This window comes from Lentilactobacillus raoultii (genome assembly GCF_900411375.1).
GTDB lineage: Bacteria > Bacillota > Bacilli > Lactobacillales > Lactobacillaceae > Lentilactobacillus > Lentilactobacillus raoultii.
The window spans coordinates 1-24,698 of record NZ_LS422995.1; the positions used below are offsets into that span (position 1 = coordinate 1).

The window sequence follows — 24,698 nt, forward strand, 5'->3', positions numbered from 1 at the left end:
AGCACTCCTTTGTATCTTTCTTTTGTCAATTAAAGTATACAGCGCAGGAGCCCTTGCGTTTTAATTTTGATCAGAAAAAGCCAAAAATCACGCAATATTGAAGTGATTTTTAGCTTTCAAGTTTCAGTTGAAGAAATGAAAACAGCAGCTGATGAAGCTCATCATAAAGGACGAATCATCGCAGCCCACGCTGAAGGGAATCCTGGTATTATGAATGCCATAAAAGCTGGCGTAGATTCCATTGAACATGGATTTTATGTTACAGATGAGGAAATTGATTTAATGCTAAAACAAGGTACTTATTTAACACCAACATTTGTTGCAGATTGGGCAATCCCTGAATTTGCAAAGGGAAAGCTGCCAGATTGGGAAATTAAAAAAGCTGCTGATGCATTGCAAGACCTATACAAAAACATTATGCATGCTTGGAAACGTGGTGTTCCAATTACTCTCGGAACAGATGCTGGCACGCCTTATAACGATTTTTCAATGACACCCGTAGAATTACAATTAATGGTAGAACAGGGTGCTAGTACATTTGAAGCTTTACAAACTTCCAGCCAAAATTCTGCTAAATTAATGAAAATTGATAACGAGTACGGAACTTTAGAGCCAAATAAATATGCCGATTTTCTTGTTCTTGATAGCGATCCCTTAAAAGACGTAAAAGCTGTCCAACAGGAGAATAAAGCAGTTTATAAAAATGGAATTCGTGTTTTTTAAAGTCCGCAAGTTTAAGCAATACTACTTTATAATAAATTGCAATCTAAGAAAGAACTATGACAAAACCGTCTGTTTTGCCTAGCTTCTTTTTTCTAAAGGGAAGTCTTGAAAATAATGTCAACTATCTTCTATAATGCTAATATTTTTGATGGCAAAACCGGTAATATTCAATCGAATTCATGGTTTGAAGTCAAAAATGGTAAAATCAGTCAAGTTTCTAAGGGTTCTCCTTCATTTACTAATAAAAAACAATTCTTGGATTTAAAGGGTCAATATGTAACTCCCGGATTAATCAATGCTCATACACATATTATGATGAATCCCGTTACAAATAAATTAGAATATTTATCTGAAACAGAAGTGGCCGCAACGGCTCTCCAAAACTTGAGCGATCTAATTGATTCTGGCGTCACTTATATTCGCGATTGTGGGTGTGCTTTTAATACAGATATAAAATTACGCGATTTTGCAAAAAAACATTTTATTAAAGCTCCCGGGATTATCGCATCCGGTAGACCAATGTCAATGACAGGTGGTCACGGAGACTTTAAAGAAGGTTCAGATGGCAAAATTGATTGGTCATATTTAACCGATTCCCCAAACGAAATGAGAAAAGCAGTTCGAACTGCTTTGAAACTTGGCGCAGATAATATCAAGGTAATGGCTACTGGTGGCGTTATGTCGGCTGGTGATAACATTAATGATACTGCACTTACACCTTCCGAAATGAATGTAGCTGTCGAAGAAGCTCACCATAAAGGAAAAACAGTTGCTGCACATGCTCAAGGAAATAGTGGCATTCAGAATGCTCTTGATGCTGGTGTTGATTCAATTGAACACGGCATTTATGTAGATGAGAAACAAGCCCAATTTATGATAAAACATCACGTCCGACTGGTTCCAACATTAAACGCAGCAGCAAGCATTAGTAAATACGGTCGCGGTAAATTACCAGACTACATGATTCGTAAAAATGATCAAGTTAAAGCGGACTTTTTTAGGAATATTTCTATGGCGTTTAAAAAAGGCGTCAGAATAATTGTTGGCACAGATGCAGGAACACCATTTAACAACTTTAAAACTGGTACTTGGGAAGAAATGCAGTTACTCGTCAACGAGATTGGCGCAACCCCAACCCAAGCATTATTTGCAGCAACAAGAGATGCTGCTGAGTTACTCGGTATTTCTGACGAGTATGGCACACTTGAAACAAATAAGTACGCTGACTTCATAGTTTTAGCTAAAGACCCAACTCAGAATATTGACGCTATAACACAGGAAGATAAAGCCGTGTATCAGCATGGTAAAAAGATTAAGTAAAGTGGTGATTTAAATGGATCAAACAAAGGTTGAACAATTTGCTTTAGATAACTTAGACAATGTAACAGGATATTTAAAAATTCCTAGTATCTCTGCTCAAAATAAAGGAATCACTGAGACTGATGAGTGGCTAATGAATAAATTTAACAACTTAGGTGCAGTTAAGGTTGAAAAGTGGATAGATCAAGGTGGTAATCCTGTCATTTATGCAGAGTTCACTGGAAACAGTGATAAGACCGTCCTTTTTTATAACCATTACGATGTCCAGCCACCAGAACCATTAAATGAATGGAGGACGAAACCATTCGAGCCAACAATCATTGACGGCAAGATGTATGCACGTGGTGTATGCGATGATAAAGGAGAGTTAATGTCACGTCTAACGATTGTTAAGTACTTTAATAATCACGGTGGACTTCCAGTCAACTTAAAATTTTTTGTTGAAGGAGAAGAAGAAGTGGGTAGTCCTAACGTTGGAAAGTACGTTAAAGCCCATGCTGAGCAACTCAAAGCCGATGCTTGTATTTGGGAAGGCGGCGGAAAAGATGAAAATGATAATTTCCAAATTGTTTGCGGAGCAAAGGGAATTGTAAGTTTTAATCTACACGTTAAAACTGCAAATGCTGATTTGCATTCTTCATTGGCCAGTTACGCAGACAATGCTGCTTGGCGACTAGTTCAGGCTTTATCGTCACTTCGAAATTCCGATAATCGTATTGCAATTGACGGATTTTATGATGACATTCAAAAATTAACACCTACTGAAGAAAAGGCAACTCAAAGCATGGACTTCGATAGCGATAAAGTTAAAACCAATTATGGGTTGACGCGGCCATTTGTGTACGCCAATCCAAAAGAAGAACTTGTCAATGGCACAACAATGACAATTAACGGATTGAATGCTGGTTACACAGGTAAAGGAGTCAAAACCATCATTCCAAAAGAAGCAACTGCAAAACTCGACTGTCGGTTGGCTCCCAACCAGCAGCCTAAAAAAATTGCTAGTTTAATCAGCAAACAACTAGTTAAAAATGGCTTTGAAGACGTTAAACTAGAATATCTGCTTGGTGAAGATGCTGCCAGAAGCAACTTGGAGAATCCGTTTATTCAGTTGACAAACCGCGTTGCAGATACAGTTTACACTCCTTTAAAAGTCCGGCTTATTCCAAATATGCCAGGTGGTGGCCCCATGAAACAATTTCAAGATAGTCTCCATGTTCCAATCGTGATGGTAGGAATTCATTATTCCGGAAGCCATCCCCACTCGCCAAATGAAAATATTCGAATAAACGATTATCAACAAGGAACTTATTTCTTGGCTAAGTTATTGGAGTCTTATAAATAAGTTGCTAACAAAAGGATGGATGTTCATGAGTATACTTAAGTATCTCCCAAACATTCACCCTTTTTGTATAGCTTGAAACTTAATTTAAATATCTAAATACTTATTGGTAAATCCAATATATTCAGGGATCTCTTCGCCCATACTTTGTTTATTCAACCAATGATAAAACGCTCGCCACCGATGTTCATCAATCTTACCCCATATACCATTTTTTGATCGATAATGTTGGCTGATCTCCTCTTGGCTTGACACAACTAATTTTTCTTGTAATCGTCGATCTGGCACATATCTCATCAAAGTTTGTGCTGCTTCATTGGGAAAAGCTTCAGCAAATTCAAATCCTTTTCGCGTTGCTTTTAAAAATCGTCTTACGATATCACCATGCTCATTGAGATAATTTCTGTTAGTCGCAATAACAGGCGTATAATAATCAAACTCAGGTACATAATCCTTCACGTAGTAAAAATGATACTTTTCTTTATTATGACTTTGCTTAGCCATAACACCTTCCCAATGATGATACACAAGGATTCCATTGTATTTATTATCAGCTAAATCTTGGACAGGATCAAATATCATATTATTAGTAACAATTTTCGTTTGTTTAAAATCACCACCATCTGCGTTAACCGTGTCACGAACGATTGCTTGCTCCGTTGGATAACCAAAAGTTGCATAAATGCCCTTTGTTAAATCTTTTGGACGATTAATTGAATGATTTGTTAATAATCCAGACAAATTATGATCTTGCATTGCTGCAATAGCAACCAACGGTGCCTGTTTATTTTTTAAAAATATATCTGATAATGACATTTGCTCCGTAATAGCAAATTCTGTCTGGCCGTTTAACAACCATTCTCTGCCATCTCCGTGGTTATTTGGCATAAACAATGATACATCTAAATTTTCATCTGCGTAATATCCATTCTCCATAGCCACGTAAAACCCTGTATGATTTGTATTCGGAATCCATTCTAGTGCTAATCGAACATTACTACTCAAAACTATTTCCTCGTTTCGTTTAATACTTGAGTTTTGTATAACATCTTTAGAATCATCATGTTAAGAATTCCACTAAAAATAAAAGTAGAAATTAATCTAATGATAAACAGTAACAAAAGATATGACAATGCGTATTTAGCATAACCATAAAAGATCAACTCTCTTGCGAAAGTCATAATGGTCACGAAGAAAACACTCAAAGCTAAGCTAAACCAATTCCAAAATTTATAGCCTGTTAATAAAAAGCCTAGTTCAGCTCCAAAGCCCTGCAACAGTCCTGCTAAAATAGCTGCTGCTCCAAATTGACCACCAATAAACATTTCCACGACAGCGGATAATGTTTCAGTCAATGTCGCTGCACCAGGAAGTTTAAAAACAAATCCAGCCAAGGGACCAGCCATTACCCAAATTCCTTCTAAGACATCATTTGCAGCCGGTCCTAAACCAAATGGTGTTAAAAAAGCTGTTAAAGCTGTATAAATTGGTCCTAAAGACCAATAGATCACTCCAAAAAATAACGAAATCAAAGTCAAAAGAATAATATTCTTTAGTGTAAATTGACGCATATAAAAAACAGCTCCGTAAAAAGAGAGGTGTCATCAAAAGGAAAAGTTCAATAAAAAAATTCCTTCGCCGGTACTAACCGAATCAGGTTCAAAGGGTTTAATCTCAGCCTAAGGGCACCCCACTAAACATTATCCTAATCATATCACATAGTTAATCCATATGTTAAAAAATAGTGATCAAGCTTTAGTTTCAACAAACCAAATATTAACGTTCCAAAAAATTAAGTAGAAATCATCTGATACTTTCAGTAATTCCCCTATTATTATGTTTTTTGGTAAACTTTAACATTCTATTTGGAAAACCCATCTACATATTCCAAAGCAACTCTTTTGAAAAGCTGCTGCATGTTTAAAAATGCCGTTAATTCAACATATTCATTTGATTTATGAGCTGTTGTATTTCCCGGCCCAACAACAATAAATTCCCCAGTGGAATTATTTCTACGAAATTCAGAAGCATCAGTCCCTAATGATGCCCCAATAACTGGCAGTGGCAATGGTTCATGCAGGTACTGATCTGCATACTTTTTTAATAAAACAGTTAATCTGCCATTCCACTTATTAGCTACTGGGATTTCGCTTCTTTCAACTTTCAAGTTTAAATTCATCCCATCATTTTGGTTAAGACGGTAAATTATCTTGTTCAAGCGCAAGATCAATTGATCATTAGGCAATTCTGGAATTGTCCTGACCTTAACTGTCTCGTAAGCAAAATCTGGAATACTATTAACTTGCTTCCCACCATTGAAAATATCCGGAGCATAAATAGTGGATCCCAGTATCTCACTAGATTCTTGCAAACACTGATAGAATCTTTTCTCTTCAATATAGTACTGAATCAGATTATCAATCGCATTGATTCCTAATTTAGGCATTGAACTATGGGCCGCTTTTCCACGAGAAGTAACAGTGTAGCTCATCCATCCTTTGTGAGCGCCAAAAATAAAATGTTGTTCTGGCGTCGATACTTGCTTAACATTATTGAGAAGCTTTCTTAATTGTTCTGGATTAATTTTTGCACCACCACTTGCAAAATAATCATTAATTTCTGTAACAGGTACTCCAGTGGGCTCACCAAAAATAACGGCATCTAAATCTTTTCCATATCCCTTGTCTGATAGATAAGCAGCACCCTGTTCAGTCAACTCTTCAGAAATTGTTGCTAACAAACGAATTGTTCCATTCTTTGGTAAACTAGCCTCTTTTAATTCGATTAAAGTTATTACAAACTGAACTAAGCCAGCCTTCATATCAGTTGTGCCCCGTCCGTATATTCGATTATTTTTAATTGTTGCTTTAAACGGATCGCTATTCCAGGTCTTTAGGCTCCCTTGATGAACGGTATCCAAATGGCCACTTAATCCTAAAATTGGATGACTACCACTCCCTATTTGAGCAATAAAATTACTTCGATTAGGGAATTGAGAAATCTCTTTAGTTTTAATACCATGTGATTTCAACACGGAGACTAAGTAGTCAGTTGCCTCCTTCTCATTCCCATTTACCGTCTCAATATCCACAAGTTTTTCGAGAATTTCAATTTTTTCTGATTCTTTCATCCACATTAACCTCCAACGTAATTAAAGCAATTTCAAAAAGACTGAGGCAATAATAACGGAAGCAACTGATACAGTTGCAAACCCACCAACCAACATCTTAGGTAATGTATTTTCTAAAATATAGTCCTCTTCCTCCTTGTTCTTTGCTAAATTTCGAGCCGCTTCATGAGTTACAATATAGTCTGCTGGGAATCCAAATAATGCAGTTAGAGCACTTGCAAAAGCCATTTCGCGTGAAAATCCCAATGGTTTTGCTAGGATTGCAGAAGCTAAAAACATTCCTAAAATTCCAAGAACAATCATCGTTAAGATCGGGATTACAATACTGAAAAGGTTTTGAGGCGTTACTTCTGAAAGAAAGGAAAAGATATAAGCCAATAACCCATACATGAACCAGTTGAACACCCCCGCCTTCTCCAAAACATGGTCATCCAAAATATGAAATTGATGTGCAATTACGCCAATTATTAAACATAAAATATATGGACTAATCACATCATTCATTAAATCTCCAAGCCAAAGCCCTAACCCTGTCAAAACCATAACCAAGAAAATTTGAAAAGCAGAAGTTTTATATACTTTTGGCAGCTTAAGGGGGCGCTTAGTACCAAAAGTTGTTTCAAGTACTTCTTGATCCTTGGAAACTTTAACTTTTTCTCCCGGTTGAAAATTTTTGAGGAGTCGCTTTCCTTCCTTTTTCAACAATGCGGCCGTTAATGGATAACCAATAATACTATGCATTACAAACATTGAAACAGGAAATGATACTAATGCTGTGATGTGTTGTGCCTTTAGTCCATCCGTCATCAAAAAGGCTGCTACAATTCCTCCAGTTAGAGGTGGGACACTAGCGATAACTGTATGCCAATTAAACAGTAGTAAGCCACCTCCCATTGCTAAAATGACAGTTCCTAAAATTCCACTAATAGCAATTAATACGGATTTCCATTGATTGATTAAAACTTTTAAGTCCATCAATGTTCCCATATGTACTAATAAAGCTGCTTGAACGACCCCGACAAAAGTAGGAGTAAAAGTAGCTGTACTTGTAATATTTTTAGGAACAAACGTCCAGTACCCAATTAAAAACAAAACCGCTGTAACAAATACTGATGGAATATAAGCTCGGCTTAAAGTTGAAACCCATTCACCAATGAATAAAAATAGCATCACAAGAGCGAGTGCCAATACATTTTCCATTACTAACTCCTCCAATTCATCATTGACCAAATCGTATCTCAAGGATACAATATTAAATTAAGATTAGAAATTGTTGTGACAATTATGCCGTTTACACAAGAATTTGTCAAGAAAATATTCTAAAAATTAATTGTAGATGAGAACGATAACCCTAAGGAGGCCTTTACATGGAAATGTCACAAGCTAATGAATCATTGGAAGATTTAATGTATAAATTATTGGTTAATGTGCATAAGCATCCTGAATTATCAGGAAAGGAAACTTGGACAACTCAACAAATCATTAAAAATCTAAATGACCTTAACATTCCCATAAAAAAATACGGTTTAAGAACCGGCGTCGTTGCTGAGATAGAAGGGAACTCTAAACTACCCATAGTTGCTCTTAGAGCAGATATTGATGCCCTCCCCCTGCAAGAGGAATCCAACCTACCATATCACTCGCAAATTCCCGGTGTAGATCACGCATGCGGCCATGATTTTCACTTGGTTTCGCTACTTGGTGCCGCAAAAATCTTGCAAGAGGAGAAAAATTCTTTAAACGGTAGTGTTCGCTTACTTTTTGAGCCTGGAGAAGAAAAACATTTTGGTGCCAAGCAGATGATTCAAGCTGGCGTCCTTCAAGATGTACAAGCCATTTTCGGAATTCATAACATGCCGAAAATTCCTGTCGGGACAGTTGCTATAAAATCAGGAAAACTAATGGCTTCAAATGATAATTTTCAAATTGTTATCCATGGCCGAGGCTCTCATGCCGCAATGCCGCATACAGGTCAAGACCCAATCGTAGCAGCTGCCAGTATCATTACGTCTTTGCAATCTATTGTAAGTCGAAATATTGATCCAGCTGAACGACTAGTGATTACCGTTGGTCAAATAAGTGGAGGCCATACTAACAACGTCATCCCTGATAGTTGTTCTTTTTCTGGAACTATTCGAGCCTTTTCGGAAATAAGTCGACAACTTGCAAAAAAAAGATTACAAGAAATTGCAGAACAAATCGCACTTGCTTATGATGAACACGCAGATGTTATTTGGGACCAAGGACCAACTCAGGTAAATAATAATGTCTCCATCACAAAGCGAGTGTATCAAGAAGCCAGTAAATTTATGAAGGTTATTCCTGCTGAAAAAACCAATGCAGATGACGACTTTGCCTCTTTTGAAGAGCACGTTCCTGGCTGCTATGTTTTTGTTGGCAGTAAGGGAAATTCAAATTTACATCACTCCGATTTTATTGCTAATCCTGAAGGTTTGAAATACGCAGCTCAGTTACATGTTAGGGTTGCCAAGCGACTTTTAAATGATTTAAGCAATGGCGAAAAATTATAAATTTAAATTCTAACTCCAAGTGCTTCACTTCTTGCAAAAAAGAAGCTGAGACCATAAAGGTGTCACTCAAAATTTTGATCTATATTTAAAAATAAAAATCCCGTGTAATCAACAATTTTTCGTGCTGATTACACGGGATTCCTTTGATTTACGACCATTTTTCGACTTATCTTCCAGCCACTTTTTGGTTATTTACACTTAATGTTTAATTCATAGTTAAGCCACCATCAACTGTCACATTTTGTCCCGTCAAACCACGACCAGGTTCAGACCCAAGGAAAGCCACCATCTTAGCAACGTCCTCTGGTGTTGTAACTTTTCTTAATGGCGTATTTTCTTGAATCATCTTAAAAACTTCAGGAGTTGTTGCAGAACTGGCATCCGTTGTTTTTAGTAAGCCACCTGACACGACATTTACAGTAATCCCATACTTTCCCAATTCTACTGCTAAATTACGTGAAAAACCGATTAATGCAGCCTTAGCAGTCGTATATTGATGATACGCTACAACTGGATTTTGGTAGAGATTGGTTCCAATACTCACAATTTGCCCAAAATGATGCTTTATCATACTTGAAAGAACACTCTGAATGACATTAAAAGCACCTTTAAGTGTGCCGTCAAGTTGCGCTTGATAATCATCCCACTTCAGTTCTATAAAGGATTTTTGAGCAATCGGATCAAATTTAAACCCAACTAAAGCGTTGTTAACAACTGTATCAATTGACCCAAATTTTTTCAATGCCAGTTCGGTCATACGATCTACTTCTTGACGGTTTCGAACATCAGCTTTAAGGGCAATTGCTTTATCATCCCCAATTTGAGATACCAGCCGATCGGCCAAATTCTGATGCTGATAATAATTAATCACAACATTATATCCAATTTTAGAAAATTGATTAACAATTTGAGCTCCCAATCCACGACTACCACCCGTCACTAAAACTGTCTTCACCATTATTTAAAACCTCCAAAGCATATTTTTACTAATTTACAATATTAGCTTAGAGCATCTTCAATCCTCAAGCCAAAATAGCTTTACTCGAATAACATGATAACTTCCTTGCACAAACACTAGCTTACAAGTAATAAGAGTCTGATTCTCAGCTTAACGGCGCTTCTAGTAACATGTCCTCTCACAACTACATTCATTTTACTCGCATTCTCCATAAAAATTCTGTTTCTATATATCAATTAGTTCCCCAAAAGCAAAATTCTGACTAAGTATACCAAGAAGCTAAAATTAATACATTTATTTTAATTTTAAGAATATTTGTACAAAGTTTCTGAATAAGTCATCAGCTCAGAGCATCTCACATTTTCATGAATACTCGCAAACATCTATAAACTTATTTTGTATTTTTATTATCATTTTTATCATCATTTATTTATTATTATGGCTATTTAAATAAGCCCGTAAACTAAGTCAATGAGTGATATTATCAAAATTAAAGAAGGTTAGCTCTCTATTGTGAATAAATTATTAATTGTTAGGATAACCGCCTATATTTTTTATTAATAAACAGTATATTTTATATTTACAAAAAAATAAATGAATATCAAATGCTTTTATTTGTATTACCCAAATCAACATGGTATTTTATGGTTGGTAACAGATGTAAGCGCATTCAAGAAAGGATGAGTTATTATGAAAATTGGAATTCCTAAGGAAATTAAGGAACAGGAAAATCGGGTTGGTATGACACCAGGCGGGGTTAATGCTTTGGTTCATGCTGGCAACGAAGTGGTTGTTGAAAAGGATGCCGGCACCGGTTCGGGCTTTCCAGACAGTGCTTATACTGCCGTTGGAGCTAAATTAGGCTCGACCGATGAAGCATGGGATGCTGATATGATTATCAAGGTCAAGGAACCCCTACCGGCAGAGTATAAGTATTTCCACGAAGGTTTGATCATTTACACTTATTTCCACTTAGCCGCGGATCCTGATTTAACCGAAGCCTTACTGGAGAACAAAGTAACGGCGGTAGCTTATGAAACAATGGTTGGTCGAAATGGTGGTTTACCATTGCTATTCCCAATGAGCGAAATTGCCGGCAGAATGTCCATTCAGGTTGGCGCTCATTTCTTAGAGGAACCACACCAAGGTAAAGGGGTTCTCTTGGCTGGCGTTACCGGAGTTCATCGTGGCAATATCGTCATTATCGGTGCCGGAACAGTTGGCTTTAATGCCGCGAAGATTGCCGTTGGATTAAATGCCAACGTGACGATCTTGGATATCAATGCTCAGCGTTTAGCTCAGGTTGATGATATCTTCAATGGGCGGGTTCAAACCTTAATCTCAAATTCGCATAACATTGGTGAGGCCGTTAAACATGCCGACTTAGTGGTTGGTGCCGTACTGATTCCAGGGCATACAGCACCTAAATTAGTGACGACTGAGATGGTTGATAGCATGGAAGACGGTTCAGTAATCGTGGACGTGCCAATTGATCAAGGTGGAATTTTTGAAACCAGTATTAAAGCTACCACCCATGATGATCCAATCTATGTCACCCACGGTGTGGTTCATTACACGGTAGCCAATATTCCGGGTGCAGTCCCAAAAACGGCTACTGATGCATTATCCAGTGCTACTCTGCCGTATGCGATTGAGATTGCCAAGAAAGGTCTTAACGAGGCCGCTCATGACAACACAGTTCTAACCGGAATTAACACCTTTGATGGCCGGATAACAAATGAAGCGGTTGCCGAAAGCCTGAACTTACCATATGTCAAGTTTAACGAGGCGACAACGACCAACTAAGCGGGGTTCTATTATGAAAAATAGTCGAATCAATATTGACCTAGTTCTCAAAAATGCGCGAGATAGTAAACGAGAACGAACGTTAGGATTATTTGACCTTTCCATTATGGGCATCGGCGCCATTATCGGAACGGGAATCTTAGTCTTAACCGGGATCGTTGCCGCTACGGCTGCTGGTCCGGCTGTTATTATTTCTTTCTTAATTGCCGGCTTGGCAAGTGCCGTGGTCGGCCTGTGTTACTCGGAGCTGACGACCAGCATTCCGAACTCGGGAAGTGCCTACGTCTATGCCTGGGTAGCCATTGGTCAACGAACTGCTTTTTTAGCTGGATGGACGCTTTTAGGCGTGTATATCACCACTTTGGCGACGGTCGCAAATGGCTGGACCGGTTATGTGAAAGCCTCCCTTTCAGAAATCAACATTAATTTACCAGCCTCGTTGATCGCGTCGCCTTCGAACGGTGGTATCATCAACCTACCAGCGGTTCTGATGATTTTGTTAATCACCCTGATTCTTACGCGTGGAACTGGTGAAAGCAAGATTTTCAATAACGTTTTGGTTATCATTAAGCTGGCAGTTATTCTACTGTTTATCTTTTTGGCAAGTCAGGATGTTAATTCAGCTAATTGGGTACCTTTCATGCCGTTTGGTGTTCAAGGAATCTTCTCGGGAGCATCATTAGTCTTCTTTACCTTTTTAGGGTTCGATGCCCTGGCAACTTCGGCCGAAGAAACCAAGAATGTCCAGAAAACCCTGCCGAAAGCGATTATCATTTCTTTATTGGTCGTGACCGTGCTGTATATTCTGGTGAGTCTGATTATGACCGGAGTTGTGAGTTATCGGCAACTAAATGTGCCGGAATCGATGGCCTATGTGCTGATGGTTAAAGGACACAACGTGGTTGCTCAAATTGTCTCGGTCGGGGCGATCATTGGTATTCTGGCAGTGGTTTACGCGTTTGTCTACGCAGCGTCAAACATTATGATGTCCATGAGTCGTGGGGGCTTCCTACCCAAGACCTTATCAAAATTAAATCGTAACAGCAAGAGTCCAAATCATGCGCTGTGGTTAATCGGATCGATTGGCGCGGTTATCGCAGGCGTTTCCAATGTGCGACAGTTGGCAACGATTTCTAATGTCGGGTCCTTGTGTGTCTTCTTTCTGATTTCCTTTATCGTTATTCTGTTAAGAAAGGAACAACCGGATTTGGAACGGCCGTTTAAATTACCGTTCAAGTACACGATCCCAATCTTAGCCATGCTGTTTTGCGTCATTCTATTGGTCAGCACGTCACTGGATGCTTGGATCACTTACTTTGTTTGGTTAATTATTGGTGGCATCATTTTCACGCTTTATTCGCGTCATCATATTGATTTCGAACAGGTCAAATCCGAAGATGCCAGTGAGTCGGCTAATGGAGACAGCCCACTGGTTAATCAAGCCAAATAATGGAAGGTGATCATTGTTTCTCAATCAAAATTAATAAGCATCACGTAAAAAGGTCTCAGACATTCAGGCCTTTTTACTTTACATATTTTTTACGTGTTAATAATAGAAATTTTACCTCCCTAACGTATTGTACTTCTTAGGAGAAGTTTCATATTTTGTATCTATATTGGAGGGGTAAGTTCATGCGTAATCACCATCGTAATGTTAAAAAATTTCTATTCACTTCTTTAGCTGTACTTTTATCAGTTCCTGTGGGGTTACTGTCGCAAGATGTCGCACACGCAAATGCCTTATCTAGTCAGCGGGTTAACGAGCTGCTGGCACCCCATAAGTCCAGTTACGGGTATTACATTGATCAATACCTGTTAAATCGTAAGGACAACACAACACCGGCAACTAACCCATCAACGGCGCTATTCACTAATACCTTTGGACAGCTATGGTCGGGTGATGGTACCAAGAAGAATCCCAAGATTTTACAAGAAAACCTCGATAAATCAGCAGCTATTTCGCAACATGTTACTAAAACCGAAGAGCTGCGATCTTTTTTAACTGATCGTGAAGATAGTCCCTATGACCTGATTCGGGGGCTGGGACCGTATGCCAATAGCTTTATTCAAAAAGCCAATGCCAAAACGCAGTATACCAGTTTACCAACCCATGAGCTGCCAGCCGACACCAAAGACGATCCATCAGCGGGGTTAATCTGGGCTGACGATAAATCTCAATTGGGACCAATGGTCAACTTAGTGGATACGATGGCTTTGTATTATTACTCATCATCAGGTAATGCTAAACAATATTACAAATATGTCCGCCCCTTTCGTCAGGACAGTCAGGTGAAGGTTAATCCTTATTTGAAGGCGGCGTTTGATGCGACACCACAAAACGATTACGATTTTCCCAGTGGTCATACTACTCAAGCCTTTGAAAGTGGCTTAGCAATGGCCTATGCATTCCCTGAACGATTCCAACAACTGGTTACGCGCTCTTCAGAAGTTGGCTATGACCGAATTTTGGTTGGCCGCCATTCACCGCTTGCCGTCATGGGTGGTCGGGTACTGGGGACTGCGGTTGCAGCTGCGGTTTTAAATAATTCCCAGAATAAAGAGATTGCGCAAAAAGCTTATGGAAATGCCCAAAAAGTCCTCGCCAAGTCTAAATTAACTCAGGGAAAGGATGATTATCAAAACTATCAGGAGAACTTAAAAAATTATACCCTTCGCATGACTTATGGCTTTAAGCCCCTCTCTTCCACCAAAGTACCGATGCGGGTACCCAAGGGTGCCGAAGTCTTACTGAAGACCCGCTTCCCTTATTTAAATGCTACTCAACGTCGAGAGGTCCTCTATACCACTGGGTTTACCGCCGGTTACCCACTGACGCAGGATCCGGAAGGTTGGGGACGATTGAATTTATTTAAGGCGGCCAACGGATTTGGTCGTTTACTAACGAATACCACGGTTAACATGGACGCTCACAAGGGCCTGTTTAATGCCCGGGATACGTGGCGAAACAACCTTTCCGGTGACGGTACCTTAATCAAAAAAGGAACCGGTTCTCTAAAGCTTCTAGGTGCTAACCATTTCAAAGGTGGCGTGGTCATTAAAGGTGGCACTTTGATTGCCGGTAAACAAAATGCGCTGGGTTCAGGAAATGTTAAAATTTCTCGTGGCACACTTAACTTGTCATCTAGGAAAGTAACCGTTAAGGGGCATTATGCGCAAACCAGTAAAGGGACGCTTCAACTTTCCAGCAATAATCGTCTTGCTGTCCAAAGAAACGGGCGATTTGCAGGTAAGTTAGTGGTGAGTCTAAACTCGCGGCCGGCCAAAAAATTAGTGATCATTAAGGTGCATAAGCGATTGGGCAAATTCAAACAAGTTAAAATTAACGGAAAATATGGGCATTACCACGTAAAATATACTCAAAAGACTGTCGAACTGGTTCACTAAAATCTTACTTTTATTATGACTTTCTATTCACCTATTCGCACAAAAAATTAAGATCCTGAAAAACATGACAATTGTTGAATATCCAACGATTGTCATGTTTTTAGAATTTCTTTCAAAAAGACAAAGCCTTCCAACATTTAAAATCCTTGTCTTCATTTGTCATTAAAGCTTATCGATTAAGTAACGAAAAATTGGAGAACGAAAAATCATTAATTATCAGCTGCTTCTTCTTCAGTATTTTCAGCATGAATTTTAGCTAACTTAGAAGCGTTTTCGTTAACCCTTTTCTTACTCAATGGGTAGAATAAGAGCAATAACAATGCGGCAACTAATAGACAAAATGTTGGAATACCAGTCGCTAAGTGGTAAATTTTGTTAACAACTGCTGTCGTTTGGGAAATCCCGCCAGAAGTAGATGATTGGTAGCCAATAAAAGTCAACATGAAGCCACCAAACCCGCCGGCGATTGCCTGGGCAACTTTACGGGCAAAAGAGTTGACGCCATAAACAATTCCATCTTCTCGAGTCCCTGTTAAGACCTCATGATTATCAATGACATCGGTAATAAATGCCCAGACCATTAGATTGAACATTCCGGCTCCCAACGATCCAAAGAACAACATTACTAAATAGAAAATGGCACTGTGGGTATGAACAATAAATAGAATGCCATACATAGCAGCCCCAAAAAGTAAGGCGGCAATTGAACTTTCTTTACGGCCAAATTTGTTAGTAATCCAAGTTCCGAATGGTGCCAGTAGAATAACTGTCGCAAAGTTGAAAATTAGTGCAATGGACATGGCAGTTTTGCTCTTAAAATAATCATTAAATAGATAAGAAATCATGGTACCAGACAAATTCTGATTAATAACGATCATAATGTCAACCAAGACCAACACCATCAAAGCTTTGTTGGCAAACATACCCTTAACTAAGCTGCTCATTGGTACTTTTTGACTCTTTTCGGTTCGAACACGTTCGGTAGTCAAACCAGTAGTTAAAGCATAGCATGTATAAGCTAAAATTCCGCAAACCAAGATCACCCAGAAAAAGCGGTTGCCTGATATTTTTTGTGACGCACCAATGTAAATAAACATCGGCAGAATGTAACTCGTAATTGCCGAACCTAAGGCTGAACCAACGGCACGGAAAGTCGACAATGATGTTTTATCATTTGGATTACTACTAATTGCCGAAGCCATTGAGCCATAAGGAATGTTAACTGATGAGTAAAAGATTCCCCAACCCAAGTAGGTAATAAAGACGTAGACTAAGCGCATCGGTAATGCCAAATCCTTAACCAAGGGGACAAATGTCAATATGAAAAAGATGACTAGAGGATATCGCATCCGATTCATCCATGGTTGAAAACGCCCATTTTTATGCAGTTTACTGTTATCAACCAAACGCCCCACCGTAATATCAGCAAAAGCATCAATGAAACGAGCAGCTAAAAACAAGATTCCCACTTGGGCGCCAGTCAATCCCAAAACGTTAGTATAAAAAATCATTAAAAACGAATTGACCACGTTAAATGAGAAATTATTGCCAATATCGCCAAACATATAACCAATTTTATCTTTAAATCCAAAGGGTTTTGCAGAAACAGTAACCGTTTTCTGTGTCTTATCCAAAATATTCCACCTCTAAAATCATCAAAATTTATATTCTAGATCAAAAATTAAGAAAGAGTATCGCTTAGTTGAAATCGCATTTAAAAGTGATTAAAAATAATTGATTGTTTATTTCAAAGTCGATACATCTCTTCTTAAATTTTTGACTGATATATAAGATAACCAAAGGATAACATTAAAAGACAGCGCTTTCAATAGTTATTTTTAAATTTTTAATCTCAAAACAGTTAGTAATTGCGATTATTAATGATTTAAACGATAAGAAGAACCCTTTAAACGGTGAACAATTATTGTTAAAATTTATTCGGCTGGATTGACAGCGCTTACTTTTCGAGATAAAGTGGTTGTATACAGGAATATCTAGTATATTACTTTTACTTAAAATCACTGTTTTTTAAGTAAAATTTTCGACATATATTCCTTAACTGTAATCAGAACTTCATTTATTACGGAGGCGCATTATGAAAACGAGTTCTAAGCTACTAAATCTTACAAATAAGCAAGATCATTTAGATCTAAAGACAGATGGTGCCCAGTTTCGGATTTATTTGTTGGACGACAACATTATTCGTATCCGGGGCACTTTCGACGATAAATTTGCCCCAGAAGCATCCTATGGATTAATTAAAACGGCCTGGGCTGATAAAACAGATAACTTATTGGCTGATGAACGTCAACGAGTTAAGCCAAATGTAATTAACCTTCAAAAGGCTCAAGATGAATATACAATTTTGAATGGTCAATATACCCTACACGTTCATATTGATCCATTTTATTTTACGATCACAGATCAAAATGGCAATGTGTTGCATAAAGACTTGCCAAAGCGATCATTCTTGCAAGATGATTTGGGGAGAAGCTTTCACTATAGCGTAATGGGAGATCATAACAAATTTTATGGGTTTGGAGAAAAATCTGGGAAACTTAATAAGTTTAAACGACGCATGCGCATGCATAATACTGATTCCTTAGGTTGGAATGCTGCCAAATCAGATCCATTATACAAAATGATTCCATTTTACATCGACTTTAATACTGAAGATAATATCGCGAGCGGTTTATTTTATAACAACACTTATGATTCTGTTTTTGATATGGATTGTGAGCACAGTAATTATTGGAAACGATACAGTTATTTTCAGTGCGATGGTGGAGATTTAGATGTCTTTTTTATTGGTGGGCCAACGATCAAGGACGTCGTTGAGCATTACACTGATTTAACAGGGAAAACCGCCATGATGCCCATAGCCTCCTTAGGATATATGGGATCCACCATGTTTTATACGGAACTTGATAAAAATTCTGATCAAGCCATTTTAGACTTTGTAGATACTTGCAAGAAAAACGGGATTCCATGTGACGGCTTTTTCTTATCTTCAGGTTACACTACCGGCGATGACGGTAAACGCTATGTCTTTAATTGGAATAAGTCACGTTTCCCAAATCCTAGGGAATTTGTCACAGAATTAAAAAAACGTGGTGTTTTATTAGCACCTAATGTTAAGCCTGGGATGTTAGTAACTCATCCGTTAGCTAAAACTTTTAGCGATCAAGATGCCTATATAAAAACGCCAGACGGTAAAGAGGACCAAGTTGATCAGTATTGGGGCGGCAAGGCTCACTTTATCGATTTTACGAATCCCCATGGGCGTGATGCTTGGGAACAAAAGATGATTGATTCATTAGTTTCGATTGGGATCACTTCGATCTGGAACGATAATAATGAATATGAAATTAATAATACTCAAGCACAAGTTGATGCGGAGGGGTTGAGAAAACCAGTTGGTTCTTTAAAACCAATTATGTCGACCATGATGGCTAAAACTGCCAAAAAAGCTGTCCAGAAACAGGCACCTAACGTAAGGCCCTACCTTATTAACCGAGCAGGCTTTGCCGGAATTCAACGCTATGCTCAGACTTGGGCCGGTGACAATTATACAAGTTGGACAAATGTTAAGTATAATGTGCCGACAATTCTAGGAATGGGACTGTCAGGCGTAGCTAATCAGGGTTGTGACATCGGCGGTTTCGATGGTCCTCTTCCGGAACCTGAATTGTTTGTTCGCTGGGTTCAAAACGGCGTTTTCCAGCCCCGATTTTCGATTCATTCTAGCAATAATGACAATACAGTCACTGAACCGTGGACCTATCCAAACTATACAAAGTATATTCGAGCTGCAATTCAGTTACGATATTCATTAATCCCTTATTTTTACTCTCTGTTGTATGAAGCCTCAACGAAAGGATCCCCTATTATGCGGCCATTGGTTTACGAATTTCAAAACGATCCGGCCGTCTCAGAAGAAAGCTTTGAATTCATGCTTGGTTCGTCTTTACTAGTCGCTAATGTTTTGGACAAAGGACAAACTCAAAAAGATGTCTATTTACCTAAAGGTGCAGATTGGATGGATTTAAAAACCGCCACTTATTATGACGGCGGTCAAACTATTACGATTCCGGTCGATCTAGGTAGTATTCCCATGTTTTTAAGAACAGGAAGTATCATTCCGCGTAGTCTAGGATTAATGAACCTTCACAATGAAGTTATTGACAAACTTAACTTTTTAATTGAGCCAAGTGAAACTGCAACTTTTACGGTTTATGAAGATGATGGCGTTTCAAATAACTATTTAAGAGGAAACTCCTTACGGACAGTCGTTACCTCTCAAAAGATTAACAAAGGAGTAAAAGTTTCCTTTAACCGAAGTGGTCAGTATCAAACTCGAGTTAAAACGATCGAACTGTCGGTTTGTTGTCCTCAATTAGCTCCACTCAGTGTTCATTTGGGTACTAAAGAACTGACTCGTTACTTAAACTCATCGAAATTTGAAGCTACTAAATCAGGTTGGTATTTCAATGGTGAAACTCGTCAGGTTGAAATTCGATATCCTAATCCAAAAGATGAAAATTATGCGGTAGACCTTAACTTTAGTATGAAAGATTTGATTTCAATTTAGTTAAGCCAATTATCAAATGAACTTATAGCACTGTGAATACAGGTTAAAATAAGTAAATTAGGAAGGTAATTAGTTATGTCAAATAGTGAGTTTTCATTAAAATTTCCAAATGAATTTTGGACGGCCACGTCAGGAGACTTGTCTCAAAAACGTGATCATATTGCAACACCGTCAGTGACATCTTCTGTCAACTATGCAACAAAGGTTGTGATTGATCCTGCAGAAAAACATCAAGATTGGCTTGGTGTGGGGACGGCGATCACGGATTCAGCAGCCTCACTGATTTGGGACGTGATGAACGTTAAACAACGTGATCATTTATTACATGAATTGTTTGATCCAATGCAAGGCGGTTGTTCTACAGTACGAGTCCCATTAGGCTCCTGTGACTTCCAAAGCCAAGCATATTACACTTACGATGATGTACCGTCAGGCGAGCATGATGCTGAACTCCAAAAGTTTTCCATCGGTGAAGGAGAGCCTGGGACTAAAGACGCAACTAAGGATTTAAAACATATTGTGCCAATCTTACAAGAGATTTTGAAAATCAATCCGGCAGTTAAAGTGATTGCTTCGCCCTGGTCGGCTCCGGCATGGATGAAAAATACAGGTCATCTAACTTATGGCGGTCACTTACGATTTGGTGAGTTCACCGGTAATGGGTATGAAGATAAAGATCGTATTGAATATGTTTATGCACAGTATTTTGTGCAATATATAAAGGAATATCAAAAACTAGGGATCCCTATTTATGGGGTTACCATTCAAAATGAACCTTCTAATGCGGCTCATTGGCCCGCCATGATCTGGACACCTTCACAACTTGCCGATTTTGGCTACCATTTCTTGCGACCAGCATTAGACCATTCCTTTCCAGATACGAAAATGTATTTCTTAGATGACAGCCCACATGCTCTGACAAAGCCAATTACTGAAGAAGTTCCACAAGAACAGGCAATGGTTTTTGATGGACTGGCATTACACACTTACATGGAACCTTATGATAACCTGTATCATGCTAGCCGTGCTTTTTCAAATTGGTCGATGATTATGACTGAACGCCGATGCATGATGCGTGAAACACCCGAAGATGCATCCCATATCATGTTTGGTGTAATCGGTAACTGGCTTGTTCATAATGGTTTAAGTATGATTACCCTTTGGAATTTAGCTCTCGATGAGCGGGGATTACCTAATGCTGCAGATTCAACCGGCCGGCGTGGCGTTGTGACAATTGATCATACAACGGGTAAAGTCCAACGCAATCTTGAGTATTATATGTTACGTAATTTTGGCCAAGATGTACCAGTTGGATCAAAGGTTATTGGATCAACCAATTATACGACTGATGGATATACGGGAAGCATTGGCTCGGTAGCCTTTTTAGCACCAGATGGTTCGGTATCTGCGCATTTATATAATCCAACCGGTGAGGAGATTGAAACCGCTGTAACTATTAATGGCTGTGGAAATCAATGGCAGAAAGTTACAGTTCCCGCTTGGGGGACTGTAACGATGCACAAATCACGAGTTAGTATCAACGAGTCCAAAGTCCCAGAGGATAATAGTTTCAAATTAAATCCTACGCCAGACTATCGAACCGACGTTGCACCTGGTGAGGAACAATAAGCATTTCAATCGAGTTAAGGTTTTTTATTTAAAACTCGAAATAAGGATTCCGTGTAATCAGCGTTTTAGTCCGCTAATTATATAGAATCCTTATTTTCAATAACATTAAAACTGCTACTTCTCCAAATACTTCCCACGAAGCTGCTGAAGATCCGAGTTACTCAATCCCAATCCTTTATGAAGAAAGCCCATCATTGAGCCGTAGTGCTTTTGAATATCTTTGTAAGACTGATCTAAATACTGCTTTTCAACAATTAGACCATAGTGGGTACTTTTGAGTTTCTTATCGCTGGCGCCCTTTTTCTTCAAAGTTGCCAACGCGGCCGCATTGGTTTGTTTTCGGTACTTGTTGGATAATAAATAATCTTTGTAGATTGTCTTTTTATCAACACCCAAAGCTGACAAAACCAACGCCGTCCCAAAGCCGGCACGATCCTTTCCGGCACTGCAATGCCACAAAACGGCTTTCCCTTTTGGAACGGTTAAGAGTTCATGAAACAGTTTTTTGTAGGCATTTCGACCCTGATTCGAATCGACAAAATAATTGTAGTAATCAATCATCGCCTGTTCCCCATTCTTTTTAGCAATCTGATCATTTGATTTACCTTCAGCATTGGAAACAACCGAATCAGCGATGTATTTAACCCCTTTCATTCTGACATCTGGGGCAGATTTCATTTCAGCCGGCGTCCGCAAATCTACATCAACCGCCAAATGGTGTTGTTTAACTAACACCTGCTGATCATGTTTTGTCAGCTGGTTTAATTTGGCTGAACGAATTAATAAATTCGGCTTTACTTTTAGTCCGGAAGTCGTTTTATAGCCACCGAGATCTCGAACATTAACGGCGCCCGTGAGCTTAATCTGTGAACCGACACCATACCCGGATTTTTTAGCAGCCGTTACCGTTTGTGATGATAGATTAGTCACTGGTGATGCAATTGCTAAACCAGTCGAACTTAATGTTAAAGCAACCATAACTGATAGAATTGATTTCTTCATTTTTAAATAACGCTCCCCAATTAGTTTTTGAACCAAAGTTATGGTATCAAAATCATGTAAAGGTGGTGTAAAGCGGCGGTAAAAATTGTGAAAATAGTTTTTCACTTAAATTTAGGTGATAAAAATTTGCCAGCAAGATCCCGATTTAAATCCCTCAACTAACAAGCGGCTCACCTAAGTCCACAAAATTGTATGCGACAGATGAGCTGCAATTCCTCAATTAAAAATTTGGCTATTTTGCCGTTGTCGTTTCCTTTTGCCAAACATGATCAAACTGCAATGTGATGAGTTTAACCAGCACCCCATCTAATAAGATACTGAAAATAACCCGAGTCATCAATAATGACAGTAACATAACCAAACCATAGTGATTATATCCCGATACAAAATAATCCCAGGCAAAGCTGGTAACGGCCGCACCAATGGCACCTAAAATGCAGGCTTGCCACGTAAATGATTTGTAGTTTTTTGGGAAAAAGCCAAATTCATTGCCGACTCCTTGAACGATCCCATAGGCAAGCGTTAATGCACCCCACTGACCTCCAAGAAACATTTCTACTAAGGAAGCTAGTGTTTCACCAATCGTTGCCGACCCGATTACCGGCACAAAATAGATACTTAACGGAGCGGCAATAAACCATAGTCCCGCAAAAATATTATCCACAAATGGGCTTAATCCAGTTGGCCCCACCAGCACTTTACAAAGATTGTAGATTGAATTAATCCCGTATTGATAAATTACGCCACAAACAATGCCAATCAGTGTGACCAGAATAATTTGCTGAATATGCCAATGCCCAGATCGAATCATAATAACCCACTCCCATCATTTTTGAATGCTGATCTTTCAAAATCTACCCAAGTCAGCTGCTTATTAGCGGCTTCCCAAAAATACCATTCCAGCAAGCAACTTCGCAAAAAGTTCTCTTTAACTAAAGTTAACCGCTGATCATCTAAATACTTAGCCTCCCGATCAATCACTTTCATGAAATGATTGGAAATACCGGTTGGCCCAGCTAGTGCCGGATCCTGAACATCTTGAACCCAGGTATAAAATTTATTATCGGGTTTAATTCGATTAGTGGCTTTCAAATATTTTCCAAGTTCAATGTACATCCAAATGCCGGCTTCGAAAGGTGCCAAAACATCTATCAAAGACCCATCCCGAGCTTGGGATAAAATATGCTCCCGGTATAGAAAGGTCATCGGTTGAATTGGCTGATAACGTTGAGTTGACCAATCTCGACCAACGTTTTTAGTCAAAGATTCAAATAGATCGTTAACAGTTCGCAGGTGCGCACTTAACTGGTCAGCGAAAAGCCGCTGATCACTAATCGTTTTACTCTTAGCAATTAATTGCGTTTGGACAATCGTTTCAGCGTCAGCATACCTTAAATCCTGTTGAATATAATAGTTGAGCGCATCAACAGTCAATTGATCGTTGATCACATCTTGGATAAACGCATTCTGCTTATTGGCTTCCAGGTATGGTTGCGCATCCTGAATTAAAGATTGAGAAAATGACATCGTTAACTTCCTCCTAATTTTATGAAAATAATCGTTTTAGAGTCCACTTAGTCCTCGCTTTTCAAACTGTTTTTCCTAGATCAATCAATTTGCCATTATCACCTCAACTCGCATCTTGTCGGTAGCTATTTGACTACGTAGATATAAAAAAGCCCACTTCCAAAATTTCAAAAGTGGACTTTCAGCTAATTATCTATTATCAAAAGATACTGAAAATGGTCTCCCTGCGGCAGTACTAACTGCATCAGGTTCCATGGGTTTATCTCAGCTTAGTTAAAAGCACCCCAGACCACAAGAAACGTATTTAATTATGATACAAATTCATTTAAGACGAGATTGGCTTAAATGTCAAGGACTAGCTTGAAATTGTGAGATTACAAGAAATCTTGATATGAGTTATTACAAGTGTATAATAAAACCCACGATTAAGGATAAAGAGTCGCTCCCGGCATCTTAGTCAAGTGGGTACCGGATACACACTACCGTCTTTTACAACTAATTTAACTCTACGGAGATGGTGGTTATCCAAAACGGAAAGACTTGGAGGAATCGTGACGGACCCTTGGGTAGCTGATTTTATTGGTATGTGCTACGGAATTTATATTCTCCTCGATTGTCAAGTTAAGTGCAACACTAACGGCCTATTCTTATAATTGGTCTAGGAAGTTAAACCAGTTGTGGCATAACATCTGCTGGACAACTATAGCTTAAACAGCGGCGGGGACGGTGATTCA

General features: G+C 38.8%; 17 protein-coding genes, 1 pseudogene and 2 riboswitches. Of the genes and pseudogenes, 9 read left to right on the forward strand and 9 right to left on the reverse strand.

Translation table 11 applies throughout. The annotated features are described in order from the left end of the window. Positions 1 to 117: 117 nt before the first annotated feature. From ED605_RS11205 to ED605_RS11215, 3 genes and pseudogenes are all read left to right on the forward strand, one after another. Positions 118 to 723, forward strand: a pseudogene (locus ED605_RS11205) (amidohydrolase family protein); the annotation flags it as partial. Positions 724 to 837: 114 nt separating this feature from the next. Next, positions 838 to 2,043, forward strand: coding sequence for a metal-dependent hydrolase family protein (locus tag ED605_RS11210; protein WP_121978981.1), 1,206 nt, complete (start codon positions 838 to 840; stop codon positions 2,041 to 2,043). A gap of 13 nt (positions 2,044 to 2,056) precedes the next feature. Further along, a complete protein-coding gene (locus ED605_RS11215; protein ID WP_121978982.1) occupies positions 2,057 to 3,388 on the forward strand; it encodes a M20/M25/M40 family metallo-hydrolase in 1,332 nt (443 codons plus the stop codon). Positions 3,389 to 3,472: 84 nt separating this feature from the next. Here ED605_RS11215 and ED605_RS11220 read toward each other — a convergent pair whose 3' ends face one another. From ED605_RS11220 to ED605_RS11235, 4 genes are all read right to left on the reverse strand, one after another. Further along, positions 3,473 to 4,390 carry an ABC transporter substrate-binding protein gene (locus ED605_RS11220; protein ID WP_121978983.1) on the reverse strand — a complete coding sequence of 306 codons (918 nt, stop codon included), beginning with the start codon at positions 4,388 to 4,390 and terminating at the stop codon, positions 3,473 to 3,475. Positions 4,391 to 4,392: 2 nt separating this feature from the next. Continuing rightward, positions 4,393 to 4,956, reverse strand: a complete 564-nt coding sequence (locus ED605_RS11225; RefSeq protein WP_121978984.1) for an ECF transporter S component — start codon at positions 4,954 to 4,956, stop codon at positions 4,393 to 4,395. 42 nt (positions 4,957 to 4,998) lie between these two features. Beyond that, positions 4,999 to 5,088, reverse strand: a riboswitch (TPP riboswitch). A gap of 158 nt (positions 5,089 to 5,246) precedes the next feature. Continuing rightward, on the reverse strand, positions 5,247 to 6,515 hold the full coding sequence (locus ED605_RS11230) for a M20/M25/M40 family metallo-hydrolase (RefSeq protein ID WP_225419117.1): 1,269 nt from the start codon (positions 6,513 to 6,515) through the stop codon (positions 5,247 to 5,249). A 21-nt stretch (positions 6,516 to 6,536) separates the two neighbouring features. After that, the gene (locus ED605_RS11235) at positions 6,537 to 7,715 is read right to left on the reverse strand and encodes a hypothetical protein (protein ID WP_121978986.1); all 1,179 of its coding nucleotides are present in this window, start codon (positions 7,713 to 7,715) and stop codon (positions 6,537 to 6,539) included. 167 nt (positions 7,716 to 7,882) lie between these two features. Between ED605_RS11235 and ED605_RS11240 the strand changes: the two genes are divergently transcribed. Then, a complete protein-coding gene (locus ED605_RS11240; RefSeq protein WP_121978987.1) occupies positions 7,883 to 9,046 on the forward strand; it encodes a M20 metallopeptidase family protein in 1,164 nt (387 codons plus the stop codon). Positions 9,047 to 9,251: 205 nt separating this feature from the next. Here the strand turns inward: ED605_RS11240 and ED605_RS11245 are convergent, their stop codons facing one another. Next, positions 9,252 to 10,004, reverse strand: a complete 753-nt coding sequence (locus ED605_RS11245) for a 3-oxoacyl-ACP reductase (RefSeq protein ID WP_121978988.1) — start codon at positions 10,002 to 10,004, stop codon at positions 9,252 to 9,254. A 690-nt stretch (positions 10,005 to 10,694) separates the two neighbouring features. On the opposite strand from ED605_RS11245, the gene ald reads away from it, so the two are divergent. The 3 genes from ald (at position 10,695) to ED605_RS11260 (ending at position 15,215) form a co-directional block, all read left to right on the forward strand. Then, a complete protein-coding gene (gene ald / locus ED605_RS11250) occupies positions 10,695 to 11,810 on the forward strand; it encodes an alanine dehydrogenase (RefSeq protein WP_121978989.1) in 1,116 nt (371 codons plus the stop codon). A 13-nt stretch (positions 11,811 to 11,823) separates the two neighbouring features. Continuing rightward, positions 11,824 to 13,260 (forward strand): APC family permease, encoded by a 1,437-nt coding sequence (locus tag ED605_RS11255; protein ID WP_121978990.1) that lies wholly within the window; start codon positions 11,824 to 11,826, stop codon positions 13,258 to 13,260. 182 nt (positions 13,261 to 13,442) lie between these two features. Further along, a complete protein-coding gene (locus ED605_RS11260; protein WP_121978991.1) occupies positions 13,443 to 15,215 on the forward strand; it encodes a phosphatase PAP2 family protein in 1,773 nt (590 codons plus the stop codon). A 209-nt stretch (positions 15,216 to 15,424) separates the two neighbouring features. Here ED605_RS11260 and ED605_RS11265 read toward each other — a convergent pair whose 3' ends face one another. Further along, entirely contained in the window at positions 15,425 to 16,849 is a 1,425-nt protein-coding gene (locus ED605_RS11265) for an MFS transporter (RefSeq protein ID WP_121978992.1), read from the reverse strand. A 461-nt stretch (positions 16,850 to 17,310) separates the two neighbouring features. On the opposite strand from ED605_RS11265, the gene ED605_RS11270 reads away from it, so the two are divergent. Together ED605_RS11270 and ED605_RS11275 are read left to right on the forward strand one after the other, a co-directional pair. Beyond that, the gene (locus ED605_RS11270) at positions 17,311 to 19,806 is read left to right on the forward strand and encodes a glycoside hydrolase family 31 protein (RefSeq protein WP_121978993.1); all 2,496 of its coding nucleotides are present in this window, start codon (positions 17,311 to 17,313) and stop codon (positions 19,804 to 19,806) included. Between the two features lie 75 nt (positions 19,807 to 19,881). Beyond that, positions 19,882 to 21,435: a glycoside hydrolase family 30 protein gene (locus tag ED605_RS11275; RefSeq protein ID WP_121978994.1), complete on the forward strand. Its 1,554-nt coding sequence runs from the start codon at positions 19,882 to 19,884 to the stop codon at positions 21,433 to 21,435. 114 nt (positions 21,436 to 21,549) lie between these two features. Here the strand turns inward: ED605_RS11275 and ED605_RS11280 are convergent, their stop codons facing one another. The 3 genes from ED605_RS11280 to ED605_RS11290 form a co-directional block, all read right to left on the reverse strand. Beyond that, positions 21,550 to 22,437, reverse strand: coding sequence for a tyrosine-protein phosphatase (locus tag ED605_RS11280; RefSeq protein WP_121978995.1), 888 nt, complete (start codon positions 22,435 to 22,437; stop codon positions 21,550 to 21,552). A gap of 232 nt (positions 22,438 to 22,669) precedes the next feature. Continuing rightward, positions 22,670 to 23,248, reverse strand: a complete 579-nt coding sequence (locus ED605_RS11285; RefSeq protein WP_121978996.1) for an ECF transporter S component — start codon at positions 23,246 to 23,248, stop codon at positions 22,670 to 22,672. Next, complete coding sequence (locus ED605_RS11290) at positions 23,245 to 23,964, reverse strand: TenA family protein (protein WP_121978997.1); 720 nt, start codon at positions 23,962 to 23,964, stop codon at positions 23,245 to 23,247. The genes ED605_RS11285 and ED605_RS11290 overlap by 4 nt, the downstream gene beginning before the upstream one ends. 204 nt (positions 23,965 to 24,168) lie before the next feature. Next, a riboswitch (TPP riboswitch) is annotated at positions 24,169 to 24,261 on the reverse strand. Positions 24,262 to 24,698 lie beyond the last annotated feature (437 nt).